The 14898-nt window shown below is 43.7% G+C and carries 11 protein-coding genes, 1 tRNA gene and 1 riboswitch; of the genes, 7 read left to right on the top strand and 5 right to left on the bottom strand.

Annotated elements, in window-relative coordinates:
- Positions 1-11: 11 nt before the first annotated feature.
- From AC59JO_RS21055 to AC59JO_RS21070, 4 genes are all read right to left on the bottom strand, one after another.
- Complete coding sequence (locus tag AC59JO_RS21055; RefSeq protein WP_497307762.1) at positions 12-539, bottom strand: VOC family protein; 528 nt, start codon at positions 537-539, stop codon at positions 12-14.
- 266 nt (positions 540-805) lie between these two features.
- Positions 806-1405 carry a hypothetical protein gene (locus AC59JO_RS21060; RefSeq protein WP_497307764.1) on the bottom strand — a complete coding sequence of 200 codons (600 nt, stop codon included), beginning with the start codon at positions 1403-1405 and terminating at the stop codon, positions 806-808.
- Between the two features lie 246 nt (positions 1406-1651).
- Complete coding sequence (locus AC59JO_RS21065; protein WP_497307766.1) at positions 1652-2935, bottom strand: MFS transporter; 1284 nt, start codon at positions 2933-2935, stop codon at positions 1652-1654.
- Between the two features lie 92 nt (positions 2936-3027).
- Positions 3028-3100: transfer RNA gene (locus tag AC59JO_RS21070), tRNA-Met, on the bottom strand.
- A gap of 148 nt (positions 3101-3248) precedes the next feature.
- Between AC59JO_RS21070 and era the strand changes: the two genes are divergently transcribed.
- The 3 genes from era (at position 3249) to AC59JO_RS21085 (ending at position 6523) form a co-directional block, all read left to right on the top strand.
- Complete coding sequence (era, locus tag AC59JO_RS21075; RefSeq protein ID WP_497307768.1) at positions 3249-4127, top strand: GTPase Era; 879 nt, start codon at positions 3249-3251, stop codon at positions 4125-4127.
- Positions 4128-4333: 206 nt separating this feature from the next.
- Positions 4334-5635, top strand: coding sequence for a ribosome biogenesis GTPase Der (gene der / locus AC59JO_RS21080; protein WP_091216773.1), 1302 nt, complete (start codon positions 4334-4336; stop codon positions 5633-5635).
- Positions 5636-5845: 210 nt separating this feature from the next.
- Entirely contained in the window at positions 5846-6523 is a 678-nt protein-coding gene (locus tag AC59JO_RS21085; protein ID WP_413670714.1) for a hypothetical protein, read from the top strand.
- A gap of 26 nt (positions 6524-6549) precedes the next feature.
- Here the strand turns inward: AC59JO_RS21085 and AC59JO_RS21090 are convergent, their stop codons facing one another.
- Positions 6550-8136 (bottom strand): S41 family peptidase, encoded by a 1587-nt coding sequence (locus tag AC59JO_RS21090; RefSeq protein WP_497307770.1) that lies wholly within the window; start codon positions 8134-8136, stop codon positions 6550-6552.
- A gap of 106 nt (positions 8137-8242) precedes the next feature.
- Here AC59JO_RS21090 and murQ point away from each other — a divergent pair, with 106 nt between their 5' ends.
- From murQ to metH, 4 genes are all read left to right on the top strand, one after another.
- Positions 8243-9052, top strand: a complete 810-nt coding sequence (gene murQ / locus AC59JO_RS21095) for an N-acetylmuramic acid 6-phosphate etherase (RefSeq protein WP_497307772.1) — start codon at positions 8243-8245, stop codon at positions 9050-9052.
- Positions 9053-9158: 106 nt separating this feature from the next.
- Positions 9159-9725, top strand: coding sequence for a hypothetical protein (locus AC59JO_RS21100; protein ID WP_413670711.1), 567 nt, complete (start codon positions 9159-9161; stop codon positions 9723-9725).
- 215 nt (positions 9726-9940) lie between these two features.
- Complete coding sequence (locus AC59JO_RS21105; RefSeq protein ID WP_413670710.1) at positions 9941-10672, top strand: Bax inhibitor-1/YccA family protein; 732 nt, start codon at positions 9941-9943, stop codon at positions 10670-10672.
- 135 nt (positions 10673-10807) lie between these two features.
- A riboswitch (SAM riboswitch) is annotated at positions 10808-10917 on the top strand.
- Positions 10918-11116: 199 nt separating this feature from the next.
- Positions 11117-14821 (top strand): methionine synthase, encoded by a 3705-nt coding sequence (gene metH, locus AC59JO_RS21110; RefSeq protein WP_497307775.1) that lies wholly within the window; start codon positions 11117-11119, stop codon positions 14819-14821.
- Positions 14822-14898: the final 77 nt, after the last annotated feature.

A 14898-nucleotide genomic window follows, 5' to 3' on the forward strand; every position in this document is an offset into this window, starting at 1 on the left:
CTGGCTATGCATTATTTGGTGGTCTGCGCGCCCATTTTTATGCCTAATTTTTCATACGCGATATCGTTGGGTTCCCATAACTCAATTTTGTTGCCCTCAATATCCATGATATGAACAAATTTGCCATAATCAACGGTTTCTATCGTATCAACTATAGCTACGCCTTCTTTTTTGAGCTGCGTTACGAGTGCCGTCAAATCTGCAACACGATAGTTAACCATAAAATCCTTATCAGAAGGTGCAAAGTATTTGGTTTTTTCGTTAAAAGGGCTCCATTGGGTAAATCCCTTTTTTAGCGTATCGGCACCTTGCCTCCATTCAAACACAGCACCGTACTGATTTGTCTGTAAACCCAGGTGCTCCTTATACCAGGCCCTGACCTTAGCAGGTTCCTTACATTTAAAAAAGATACCACCAATGCCGGTTACCCTTTTTAATTCGGCAGGTCGGTGGATTGATGCAGTCAGGGCAGCCTTAAAGGCAAACCCGGAGCCAAATGAGACAGCAATGAGCAGCAGGATAAGGATAGTTTTTTTCATGACCGGTTATAGTTAAGCTTGTTTGCGTTTGCTTTAATTAGTTAATGAAATTTAAAGCATTTGAAAGGCAAAACAAAACGCTATTTTTTCACTATCAGAACCTTATAACACCTTTTACTTTGTCGCAATCGCGTGCAGTATAAGGAGAAATATTGGGTTAATCATCGATATGCCCTAAACTCATTCAACAGCGTTTATATTGATTAAATACATCCCGACCTCCAAACAGCAATCGTTTTGAAGGCTTTGTTCTAAAAAATCCGGCTTTAGTTTTCAGTTAACGAGGCGGCCGTATCACGCACAGACAACCATGTGTAAAAGCCATAACCTGCAGTAGCCAGCGCCATGCCAATACCTGTGAAGGTCATGATACCCTTAACATCCATCAGATTATTCAATATCAGCACCATTCCTATAAGCGCAACAAGGGTAGACCAGCCGGCAACGATATATAAAACAGGACGTGTAAGTATTTTAGTCAACGGAAAAAAATGCAGCCCGGTTATGAGCGCTATCACAGGCACGTCAAGATCCTGGTGGCCGATATTATTCACAATGTTTATCCCCAATAAAATCCCCACACCTTCGCCAATAAAAATGTAATTGAACTTTTTATCCCTTTTTTGTTCATTTCCGTCTTCCTGCTCTGGCAACAACCTGGCAGCACTGGAAAGAAATAACCCTTTGCTGACCAGAAAAACACATATAGACAGGAATATGATAAGCGCCGCCGAAGAGAGTTTTCCGTATAAGCCGATAAAGGCTACTATCGTCCATAAAAAAGTCATCAATGCCATCAGGCAAAGATTAAAACCAGCGCCTTCAATAACAGTCTTTTTTTCAAATTGGTCTTTTACGGTTTGCATAGTGATTTGAATAGGTTACCTACAAGCCACAAAGATAGAAATTCAGGCGTTTTAACACCCCTGGTCAAACAATGAAACGCCGGCTTTCTATTTATAGTTATGGCGATGCCCAATGCACCACTTTTTGCACGCTATCGCTGTAATGCCGCACTTGTCTGTCATCAACGCATAACAGCCTATGGATAAATGATAAAAAAGCCCCAAATTTTTCAAACTTGAGGCTATCATATAATTGAAATCTGCTATTTATTCAGCTTGCTGCTTCATCAGTTTTTTGGCCCCAATTAAAGCTAACAACGTAACTATTGAAGCCGCTGTTAAGTAGTAGCCCACATAGGCAAGTCCATAGTTATGCGCCAGCATGGTTGCCATGTATGGCGTAAGCGAAGCACCTAAAATACCGGCCAATGTAAAGGCCAGCGAAGCGCCGGTATAACGTACTGCCGGCGGAAAGATACCGGCAAGCGCTGTACCTATCGGCCCGTAGGTGAGCCCCATCAAAAACATTCCTATCGATAAAAAGATAGCTGTTATAACTAAACTGCCCGTAGTAAATAACGGTGCGAAAACAAGACCGAACGCCACAATGCATAGTGTTGCCACAATTAACATACTGTTGCGTCCATATTTATCAGCCAGGATTGCTGACAGCGGGATGCCCAGACCAAATGCCAGCATCGATATCATCTGTATGATCAGGAACGAGCTCTTAGTATAATGCAGCGCTGTAGTACCCCAGCTTAGTGTAAACACCGTCATCAAATAAAACAGCAGGAAAGTGGTAACGGTTGCCAGCGTGCCTAAGGTGATCGCCGCCGTATGCTTTACAAAAACATCTGCAATCGGAACTTTTGAGCGCTCTTCTTTACTAACCATCTTCATGAATTCAGGAGTTTCAGCTATTTTTAACCTCACAAAAAGCCCTACCCAAACCAGCAATGCACTCGCAATAAACGGGATGCGCCAGCCATAGGTAATAAAGTTATCTTCGCTCATGGTTTTGCTGAGGATAAAAAACGTGCCGCTCGATAGCAGAAACCCAATAGGTGCACCTAACTGCGGAAACATGCCATACCAGGCTTTTTTATTTGCGGGGGCATTTTCTGTAGCCAGTAATACGGCACCGCCCCACTCGCCACCCAGTCCAAGTCCTTGCCCAAAACGAAACAGGGCAAGCAATATCGGCGCTGCAATGCCAATAGAAGCATAGCCCGGCAAAAGTCCGATAGCAACAGTTGATGGCCCCATAGTTAACAAGGCGGCAACCAGCGTAGCTTTACGCCCTTTACGGTCGCCAAAGTGCCCAAATATAGCAGCCCCTATTGGTCGTGCAAGAAAGGCCAGTGCAAAGGTTGCCAGTGATTCGAGCGTAGCCGATGTTGGATCGGCAGCGGGGAAAAATAATTTAGGGAATACCAGCACCGCGGCGGTGGCATAAATATAAAAGTCAAAAAATTCGATGGTAGTTCCGATGAGGCTTGCAGTGAGTATCCGGCTAACCGGGTTCCCTGCAGAAGGTTGCTGATTCATAGCCTCAAACATATTAAATTTGAGGGAATGTGCAAATTGGGCCAGACGTAAAAAAGCCTCAAATTTTCCAACTTGAGGCTTTTCATTCTTCGTAGCGGGAGCAGGACTCGAACCTACGACCTTCGGGTTATGAGCCCGACGAGCTACCAACTGCTCCATCCCGCACTGTGTTGTGCTATATATTTGAGATCCGGCCATAACCCCGGAAAGGTGCTTCCAATTAATCAAATGCAAATTTGCATTCCGTTTTAATTGGACTGCAAAGATATAATTCGTTTCTTTGCAGTCCAAATATATTTTTAATTATTTTTCTATGGCTCATCAGGCAGGTTTTGTAAGTATAATAGGTAAACCCAACGCAGGGAAATCAACCCTTATGAACGCGCTGGTGGGCGAAAAAATGTCCATCATTACCCCAAAAGCGCAAACCACCCGTCACCGCATTTTAGGTATTGTGAATGATGAAAACTACCAGATCGTGTTTTCGGATACTCCGGGCGTTATCAAACCGCACTATGCCCTGCACGAAAGCATGATGCATCAGGTTGATGGCTCTATTGTAGATGCCGACCTTATTTTATTGGTTACCGACATATATGAGGAATATGATGAGGCAGACGTTCTTAAAAAACTGGAACGTTCATCAGCTCCGCTTGCTATCCTGATCAACAAAATAGACCAAAGCGATGAGGAAACCGTAAAAAAGAAAGTTGAATTTTGGAGGGAAAAACTAAACCCAAAAGCCATTTTCGCGATATCTGCTTTACATGGGCACAACATCAAAGCCATTATGGATTTCGTGATCGAAAACTTACCCGAACATCCTGCTTATTACGAAAAAGACGCTCTGACAGATCGTAATGACCGTTTCTTTGCCTCAGAAATGATCCGCGAGCAGGTGTTTAAACAATATAAAAAAGAAATCCCTTATAGCACCGAGGTTATTGTAACAGCATTTATCGAGGGTGAAAAACTTTACCGCATCAGCGCCGAGATCATTGTTGAGCGCGAATCGCAGAAAAACATTATTATTGGCAAAGGCGGCGAAATGCTTAAGATTACCGGCACCTATGCCCGTCGTGCTATGGAAGATTTTTTTCAGCGTAAAATTTTCCTGGAGATGTTTGTAAAAGTGATCCCCGACTGGCGTACCAAGAAAAATTATCTGAAACAATTCGGGTACGAAGGCTAAGATATGAGAATTGAGATGTGAGATTTGAGATTTGAGATTAAGTCTACGCTCTTTTTTTAAAATCCAAGATATGAGAATTGAGACGTGAGATTTGAGATTAAAATCTTTCGCTCTGTTTGTAAAGCATTAATTTAGGGGTGCGATTTGAATTGAGATTAATGCAAAATCTCATATCTCAAATCTAACATCTCAAATCTAAAAAGAATATGAGTAACATAGTAGCCATTGTGGGCAGGCCCAACGTAGGCAAATCAACATTATATAACCGCTTAACCGAAAGCCGCAAGGCCATTGTGGACGACTTTAGCGGTGTCACGCGCGACAGGCATTACGGTGTTGCCGAATGGCTTAACCATAACTTTACGGTTATTGATACCGGCGGTTACGTTGCCAACTCTGATGATGTTTTTGAAACAGCCATCCGCGAGCAGGTTGATATCGCCATCGAAGAAGCTTCGGTTATTTTATTTGTTGTTGATGTTACTACCGGCATTACTGATCTGGACGACGAGATTGCCAATCGCCTGCGTAAAAGCAAAAAGCCTGTTTTCGTGGTTGTAAACAAGCTGGACAACAATAACCAGGTTGCAGACGCCATGGTATTTTACAGCTTTGGCCTTGGCGAAATTTACAGCATTTCGTCAATGACCGGCTCCGGTACCGGCGAGCTGCTTGACGAAGTGGTAAAACACTTTGAAGATGAAGAGCTGGAAGAAAACACCCGCCCTAAATATGCTATTGTTGGCCGGCCTAACGTAGGTAAGTCGTCTATTATCAATGCCCTTATAGGTAAAGACCGTAACATTGTTACCCCAATTGCCGGCACCACCCGCGATTCTATCCATATTCACTATAACCAATACGGTCATGATTTTATGCTGATAGATACTGCAGGGTTACGCAAAAAAACCAAGGTTAAAGAAAACATCGAGTTTTATTCGGTAATGCGTACCATTAAGGCTTTGGAAGAAGCAGACGTGATCATCCTAATGATTGATGCTGTTGAAGGTTTTGAATCGCAGGATATCAATATCTTCCACCTGGCCGAAAAGAATAAAAAAGGTGTGGTGATCGTAGTAAACAAATGGGATTTGATTGAAAAGAACAGCAAAACCATCAAGGTATTTGAAGAGCAGATCCGCGATAAGATAGCCCCTTTTACCGATGTGCCTATTGTATTTACCTCGGTTACCGAAAAGCAAAGAGTATTAAAAGTAATTGATGTAGCTAACCAGGTTTACCAGAACCGTGCGCGCAAAATACCAACTTCAAAACTGAACGAGGTAATGTTACCTATTATCGAAAACTATCCGCCTCCGGCAATAAAAGGCAAATACGTTAAAATCAAATATATCACTCAAATTGCAGGTACTTCGCCCATGTTTGCGTTTTTCTGCAATTTACCGCAATACGTTAAAGAGCCCTACTACCGCTTTATTGAGAATAAGCTCCGCGAAAACTTTGATTTTTCGGGTGCTCCAATACAGGTTTGGTTCAGGCAGAAATAATCTAAACCTTGATTTTTAGGATTCAAGGATTACCTTGAGATTTATCCTTATAAAATCCAGACTTATGATATTCCCAGACTTACGAAGTTTTTAAAAACTTCGTAAGTCTTCTCAACAATCAGGCAATCCTTGAATCCTAAAAATCAAGGTCGTTGTTACGTTTCTCTCCTTTGCTCCGTAATATTACTAAACCTCAATACTTTACACTTCATGAAAAAGTTTTATTGTTTAGTACTCATAGTACTGGTGGCTTTTGCTGCATGTAAAAAAGGCCAACTTTCATCCGGCGATGGAGAGGACAATGGTTGTATCAGTCGCATTAAACGCGATTATAGCGACAGCAATAAAGTCGAACTGGCAACGGCCATTAAACTCCTGCAAAAAAACAACATCCCAACTAATGGTCTGGTCATATACCGGGTTATTTTAAATGATAGTATAAGCACCAATATTTACCAGCACGTAATGGCTTACGAAGAAAGCAATGGCTTGCCCATTTTTAATTCAGGAATAAGTTATCACTTCAGGAACGAAATTTTTGAAACCTCCATAGGCCGGCGCTATGGCACACTTAACCTCAATACAAAAGCCGCTGCAACGTTGCCACAAATACGCAAAGTTTTTATTGATGCTTTTAAAAAAGATGGTTATACAGTAGATAACAATGTTAATGAATCATCTTGTCTTAATGCTGAATTTGGATACTTTGACCTAAACCACGATACACCTGATCATCCCAATTTTATCAAAGCATGGAAAGTGACCTTTGCTAAATACAACGAGTACCCGGTAGCCTACATCCAAGATAGTGACAGGAAGCTGCTATTCTATTTTAACGGGTTATTAACGTTAAATAAAGTAAATCAAACAGGAAGTAAAATCAGGTAACCCTTAAATCGGGGAAATCAAGGCTCTTATTGCTCCAACCCTTTTTTAAAGGCTACATCATCAGCATTGATCACTTTAAAGTAGGCATTATCACCCCATTTAAAGCGGGCCGCCTGGGCTTTAAGAATAGTTTTAATGGGCTCCCTGGAATTCCTTATCTCGTTGGAGTCCATTTCTTTAATGGTTTGCGAAGCGTATAGGATAAATTTATCAACGTCATCATTACTAACGGCGTATTGTTTTAAAAACTCAGCTTCTGTGGGATATTTTTTCAGCAATTGCTGCTGGCGATCAATAACATATGCGGTAAACAATTGCTGCTGGCTCAAATCCTGGATAAGCGGTGTAAACTTGCTGGTATCAGCAGGAACAAACACATCGGGCATGATACCACCACCACTAAAAACTTTGCGCCCGCTTGAGGTATGATACGATGGTGTCCCTTTAAAAATACTATCGTTAAGGTTGCTTTGTTCTGAAAAAAGTTCACCTTTTTGCATGCGCTGGGCAAGCTCATTTCGATAGCTGTCTACCCCGTTCCTGTATGATTTCTGGATAGAACGACCAGACGGAGTATAGTATCTTGCCACTGTTAAGTTTACTGCCGAACCATCATCAAATGCAAACTGCTGTTGTACCAGGCCTTTTCCAAACGACCGGCGACCAACAATAGTAGCCCGATCCAAATCCTGCAGGGCACCCGCTAAAATTTCACTTGCCGAGGCCGAATATTCGTCAATAAGTATGGTAACCTTCCCTTTCTGAAACATGCCAGAATCGGTTGCAAAATAATCCGTACGGGGTTCGTGAATGCCTTTGGTATACACTATCAGCTTCCCTTCGGTTAAAAACTCATCGGCCAGTGAGGTTGCAGCGTTAAGGTAGCCGCCGCCGTTGCCTCTCAAATCAAGCAGTAGTTTATCCATACCATCTGTTTTCAAAACGGTTAAGGCTTTCCTGAAATCAACATCAGTTGTTGCCGAAAATTTGCTGATCTTGATATAACCTGTTGTGGCATCGGCCATATATGCTGCGTCAACACTGCTTAAGTCGACATGGCCTCGCTTAACAGTAAGTATTTTTAAATCTTTACCCAGTGGAGGTACAACGGCCAATTTTATTTCGGCATCCTTTTCGCCCCTGAAAACACCATTTATACGGGAAGCTGTCAGCTTACTGCCCGAAAACTTTTGATCATCAACATTAATCACTTTACTGCCCACCAATAAGCCCGCCTTTTCGGCCGGACCGCCGGCGTAAACCTGTGTAATGATCAGGGTATCACGCAGTAACTGATATTCAATCCCGATGCCATTGAAGCCACCATCTAAGCGTTCGTTGATGGATTGTGCCTGTTGTTTGGGTAAATAAAGCGAATGCGGATCGAGATTTTGAAGCAGGTTGTTAACCGATACGCCTTCAATACTATCGATATTAACACTATCAACATAGTTGCGGTCAACCAGTTGCAGTACTTTGGCTATTTTACTATTGGCCGTAAATGAAAGACCAAGATTATGGGTCGCAAAATCCCTGTTAAGCAGTAAGCCTATCATTATCCCCAAAAATAGCAGGATCATTGTCCGGAAAATTACACCCGCGGTCCTCTTCATAACTTATAACACAAAGTTAACAATTGCAGGGCCAATAATTTTTACCTGCGCCCTTGCATTTGATGATTTTTACCGAATTTTGTTATAAATTATTTAAAAATAGGCTATGGAAACCACCACCGAAAGGGAGTCGCACTATAAAAACCTCGAAAAACAGACCGTAAGGGAAATTTTAGAAAACATTAACAACGAGGATAAAACCGTTCCCCTGGCAGTGGAAAAGGCGTTGCCGCAGATAGAAGCATTGGCAACCATCACTACCGAAAGGATGAGAAATGGCGGCCGTTTGTTTTATATAGGTGCCGGCACCAGCGGTAGGTTAGGTGTGGTTGATGCTTCAGAATGTCCGCCAACATTCGGCGTTCCGTTTGACATGGTTGTTGGGCTAATAGCCGGAGGTGATGGCGCTATCCGCAAAGCGGTTGAATTTGCCGAAGATGATGCAGTACAGGCCTGGATTGATCTGCAGGCATTTGACATAAATGAAAAAGACGTGGTGGTTGGCATAGCTGCCTCTGGTACTACGCCTTATGTAATTGGTGGCCTCAAAACAGCCAATGAACACAATATAGTTACCGGCTGCATTGTTTGTAACAGCGGCAGCCCGGTAGCAGCCGTAGCAAAATACCCGGTTGAGGTGGTAACAGGGCCCGAGTTTTTAACCGGCTCAACCCGCATGAAGGCCGGCACCGCGCAAAAATTGGTTTTAAATATGTTGAGCACAAGCGTAATGATCCAGCTTGGCCGCGTAAAAGGAAACAGAATGGTTGATATGCAATTAAGCAACCACAAACTGGTGAACAGGGGCACCCACATGGTAATGGACGCAACCGGGCTAAGCGAAGAAGAAGCAGCCAGGTTATTGAAGCAATACGGCAGCGTACGAAGCGCCGTTGATCATTATTTTAAAAAATAAACTGAATTTGAAGATGTGTTGATTTGAAGATTTGAAAATGCAAAGCGGCATTCGATAAATCCCTCAATTCAAAAATTCGGGTTCAGACAAATTTGGAATTAACACAATGCACGATATTGAACCATATTACCGCTGGAGAGATGACTACGTAGCATCTGAAGATGAGTTTTCGCCTTTTTATGCTACAGAATACAGCGAGTTTGAATTTGACAAGCAGGTATACAATTACCTGCTGCACCCGCAATGGGACTCGTTCGGCTCCAATACGCTTTATCTTAAAGTGCTTTTTGCCGATTATGATAAAGGCTATACCATTATTGAGCTTATAGGCGAATGGAACGATGCCATCAATAACGACATCATGCTGCTAAAGCGTGAACTGCTCGATTTGATGATAGATAATGGCATCAGCCATTTTATCCTGATAGGTGAAAATGTACTCAACTTTCACTCAAGCGATGACTGTTATTACGAAGAGTGGTTCCAGGATGTAGAAGATGGCTGGATAGCCGGTATCAACTTCCGCGAGCATGTAATAGAGGAGTTTAAAAGCAACAACATCGACTATTACATCAACTTCGGCGGCGAGCTGGATAACCTTGGCTGGCGAGCGTTGAAACCTGTACAGGTTTTCAAAAAGGTAGAAGAGCAGTTGATGAGAAGGTTGAATTAAGACAAGAAATCAAGAGTCAAGAAAAAATAGAATCAAGGGTTCAGGAGCCAAAAGGCAAGGCGGTTAAGAAAACTTTCTTGATCCTCGACTCTAACATTCCAGACTCTTTCCTCCTTCCTGATTCTTGACTCTTGCAGTCTTGCTTCTTTCCTCCCCTTTCTTCACTCTACATTCACTTTTTATTCATAAATTCGTACTATAATTTTTAACACAAAATGGAATTTAAAGAATCTAAATACAACTACGATAATGTTATCGAAGTTAGAGATCAATCAGAAGTTTCTTCACGCAGGTTTATGGCCGGCGTATTTAGCTGGATGTTCGTGGCGCTTGGCGTTTCGGCAATAACAGTATTTTTGGTTTTAAACATGGGACTTATCAGCCTGATTGTTGCCCCAACCGGTGGTCTTACAGGCTTTGGCTATTTCGCCTTATTTTCGCCTTTGGCATTTTCATTAGTAATGCAATTTGGCTATAACCGTATCTCTTACCCGGTACTGGTATTGCTTTTTGTGGCTTATGCAACCCTCATCGGTATCAGCTTAAGCCTGATATTTTTGATCTATACATCTGCATCAATATTAGGTGTTTTCATTACCGCATCGGTAACTTTCGGTATCATGGCCGTAGCAGGTTATACTACCCAAATGGATTTAACCAAGTTTGGCTCAATCATGTACATTCTGTTCATCGGTATATTTGTAGCTTCATTGGCTAATTTCTTTATGCACAGCGAACAAATGAGCTACATTATCAGCTACATAGGTATAGCTGTATTTACTGGTTTAACTGCCTACTATATGCAAATGCTTAAACGCATTGGTGCAGGCATTGAATATGGCGATGCCAGTTCGAAAAAACTTGCTCTGATGGGTGCGTTAACGCTGTACATCACCCTGATCAACCTGTTTTTCATGATCCTCCGTTTATTCGGCAGAAGAAGATAATTTCAACAAAGAAACTCAATCAAAAAAGCTGCCTCCGCAAAAGGCAGCTTTTTTTGTTTAACAATGTGGCTTAACGATGAGATTAGGGCTGTGTTATACACTTGCAAATGACAACTTTATTGCGCAACTTTGCGGTGCTTATGGAGAAAGACGGAGGGATTAGACCCTGCGATGTCTTAGCAACCTGTGCTTCACAAGGTGCTACATTCTACCAGGCAGCAATTATGCGCCCGGACAGATAAGCGAAAGTCATATCAACACCCGACTTTTCGAGATAAGCTGTATTTAGATTTGAGATATTAGACGTGAGATTTGAGATAGCCTCAGCTTTTTCCAATTGCCTGTTTAGTATCTTTTTATCGGATATATGAGATAAAAGTATTGAGTCTTCCCGGCTTTTCGCCCGGTCTCACATCTCACGTCTCATATCTCACATCTCAAACAATGGACATTAGAAAAGAATTACAGAAACGCATCCTGGTGATTGACGGAGCAATGGGTACCATGATTCAAAGGTACCAGCTCACGGAGAAGGATTTTCGTGGCGAGCGTTTTCGCGATCATCATAGCGACCTGCAGGGCAATAATGACCTGCTCAATATTACGCGTCCAGATATTATCAAGGCCATCCATGCCGAATATCTTGAGGCAGGGGCAGACATCATTGAAACTAATACTTTCAGTACTCAGGTGATTTCACTTGCCGATTATCACCTGGAAGAACTGGCCTACGAATTAAGCTACGAAGGCGCACGCATCGCCCGCGAGGTAGCCGACGAATATACCCGGCGCAATCCTGATAAGCCCCGTTTTGTTGCCGGTGCTATCGGGCCTACAAACCGTACTGCTTCATTATCTCCGGATGTTAACGACCCCGGATACCGCGCCGTTACGTTTGATGACCTGGCCGAGGCTTACTATGACCAGGTACGTGGTTTGGTTGACGGTGGTTCGCACCTGTTATTGGTTGAAACCATATTTGATACCCTTAATGCCAAAGCTGCCCTTTTCGCTATAAAACGTTACGAACAGGAATGTAAAGCAGCAGGTAAAGATTATCCTGCTTTCAGCGATTCGGGCGGCATCATGATTTCGGGTACCATTACCGATGCCTCGGGCCGTACGCTTTCAGGGCAAACGGTTGAGGCATTCTGGAACTCGATAAGCCATGCCAACCTGCTTTCGGTAGGTTTAAACTGCGCTTTAGGTGCAAGGGAAATGCGTCCGCACCTTGCCGAGCTTTCTGAAAAAGCAGGTGTATATATCTCTGCTTATCCAAACGCTGGTTTACCAAACGAGTTTGGCCAGTACGACGAAACACCGCACGAAACTGCTCACCAGGTTGATGATTTCATCAAAGCCGGGCTGGTAAATATTGTAGGTGGATGCTGTGGCACTACACCCGAACACATTAAATGTATTGCCAACAAAGCTGCCGCGTTTCCGCCACGCCCTATCCCACAAATTGAGCCGGATATGCGCCTGAGTGGTTTAGAGTCGGTTACCATAAAACCCGAAAGTATTTTCGTGAACGTGGGCGAGCGTACCAACATTACCGGTTCGCCTAAGTTTTCTAAACTGATTTTGGCCGAGGATTATGAGGCTGCCCTGTCTGTTGCCTTACAACAGGTTGAAGGCGGCGCCCAGGTTATCGATATCAACATGGACGAGGGCATGATCGACTCTGAAGCGGTAATGACCAAGTTCCTGAACCTTGTTGCTTCTGAGCCTGATATTGCCAAGCTCCCTATCATGATCGACTCGTCTAAATGGACAGTGATTGAGGCTGGTTTGAAATGTGTGCAAGGCAAGGGCATCGTAAATTCCATCTCCCTGAAAGAGGGCGAGGATAAATTTAAAGAGCATGCCCGCAAAATTTTAAGCTATGGTGCCGCTACCGTAGTAATGGCCTTTGACGAAACAGGCCAGGCCGATTCATACGAACGCCGGATCGAGATCTGTAAACGATCATACGATATTTTGGTGAACGAAGTTGGATTCCCACCACAGGATATCATTTTTGACCCTAATATCCTTACCGTGGCCACCGGCTTGGAAGAACATAACAATTATGCGGTTGATTTTATTGAAGCCACCCGCTGGATCAAACAAAACCTGCCGCACGCCAAAGTGAGCGGCGGCGTAAGTAATATCTCCTTCTCGTTCAGGGGTAATAATACCGTGCGCGAGGCTATGCACTCGGCATTCCTTTACCACGCTATTAAAGCGGGTATGGATATGGGGATCGTAAACGCTGGGATGCTGGAAGTTTACGAGGAGATCCCAAAAAATCTGCTGGAACTGGTAGAAGATGTACTCCTTAACCGCCGTCCGGATGCTACCGAGCGCCTGGTTGAATTTGCAGATACCATCAAAAGCAAAGGCAAAGAGGTAGTACGCGACGAGGAATGGCGCAAAGGCACCGTTCAGGAGCGCCTCTCCCACTCCCTGGTAAAAGGTATTGTTGAATATCTTGACGATGATGTGGAAGAAGCGCGCCAGGCCTATGCAAGGCCCCTTGAAGTAATTGAAGGTCCGCTGATGGATGGCATGAATGTAGTAGGCGACCTGTTTGGTGCAGGCAAGATGTTTTTGCCACAGGTTGTAAAATCGGCCCGAGTAATGAAAAAGGCGGTGGCCTACCTGCTGCCTTTCATTGAGGAAGAGAAAAAGAATAATGTTAATGCAGATCAGCGCGCCAATGCCGGTAAAGTTTTAATGGCCACCGTAAAAGGCGATGTGCATGACATCGGCAAAAATATAGTTGGCGTAGTATTAGCCTGTAATAATTTTGAAGTGATTGACCTTGGGGTGATGGTACCCGCGCAACGTATCATCGAGGAAGCTAAAAAGCAAAACGTCGATATCATAGGCTTAAGCGGATTGATCACCCCGTCGCTTGATGAGATGGTACATTTTGCCAAAGAAATGGAGCGCGAAGGGTTTACCATCCCGCTTATTGTTGGCGGTGCTACTACTTCACGCATCCACGCTGCGGTAAAAATTGCCCCGCAATATTCAGGCGCTGCCATTCATGTGCTTGACGCATCCCGCAGTGTTACTGTATGCAGTAACCTCATGAGCAAGGAAAATCGGGACAGCTACATCCAGGGTATTAAGGATGAATATGCCAAAGCCCGTGAAGCACATGCCAACAAAAAATCAGATAAACGCTTTGTAACTATCGAAGAGGCGCGTGCAGGTAAATTCCAGATCAGTCTTGATGGTGATGTGGCACCGAAACCGGCATTTACCGGCACTAAGGTGTTTGAGAATTTCCCATTGGAGGAACTGCTTCCTTATATCGACTGGACACCATTTTTCCATACCTGGGAGTTACGAGGTAGCTATCCGAAGATCTTTGAGGACAAGTATGTAGGAGTCGAAGCAAAAAAGCTGTTTGACGATGCGCAGGTACTAATGAAACGGATTATCGACAATAAGTTATTTACCGCGAAAGGTGTGATAGGCTTCTGGCCGGCCAATGCCGTAGGCGATGATATTGAGTTATATACTGACGAAAGCCGTACAACTGTTTTAAATCGGATACATACTTTACGCCAGCAGGCCGAAAAGGTGAAGAACGATCCGTACTATGCATTGTCGGATTTCATCGCTCCAAAAGAAAGCGGTGTGCCTGATTATTTCGGCGGCTTTGCGGTTACAACCGGTTTAGGTTGTGATGAATTGGTTGCTGAGTTTGAGGCTGATCATGATGACTATAACAGCATCATGGCCAAAGCCCTTGCCGACCGCCTTGCCGAAGCTTTTGCCGAAAAAATGCACGAGCTGGTACGTAAAGATTATTGGGGATATGCCAAAGGCGAGCAATTAAGCAACGTTGAGCTGATCAAGGAAGAGTATCAAGGTATCCGTCCGGCACCGGGCTATCCCGCCTGCCCGGACCACACCGAAAAAACCACGTTGTTTGAACTGCTTAAAGCTGAAGACAATGCAAACATGCACCTAACCGAAAGCCTGGCTATGTTGCCGGCTGCATCGGTAAGCGGTTTCTACTTCGCACATCCGCAGGCAAGGTATTTCGGTTTAGGAAAGATCAGCAAGGATCAGGTGGAGGATTATGCCGTGAGGAAACAAATGCCACTGGAAGATGTAGAAAGATGGCTGGGGCCGAATATTAATTATTAGCCCCCCGGCCCCCTAAAGGGGGAGTAAGAGTGAAATTTTAATTACATAAAATACACAAAATAAAAAAAGCCGCCGCT

The sequence above is a fragment of the Mucilaginibacter sp. A5337 genome, from assembly GCF_059690695.1.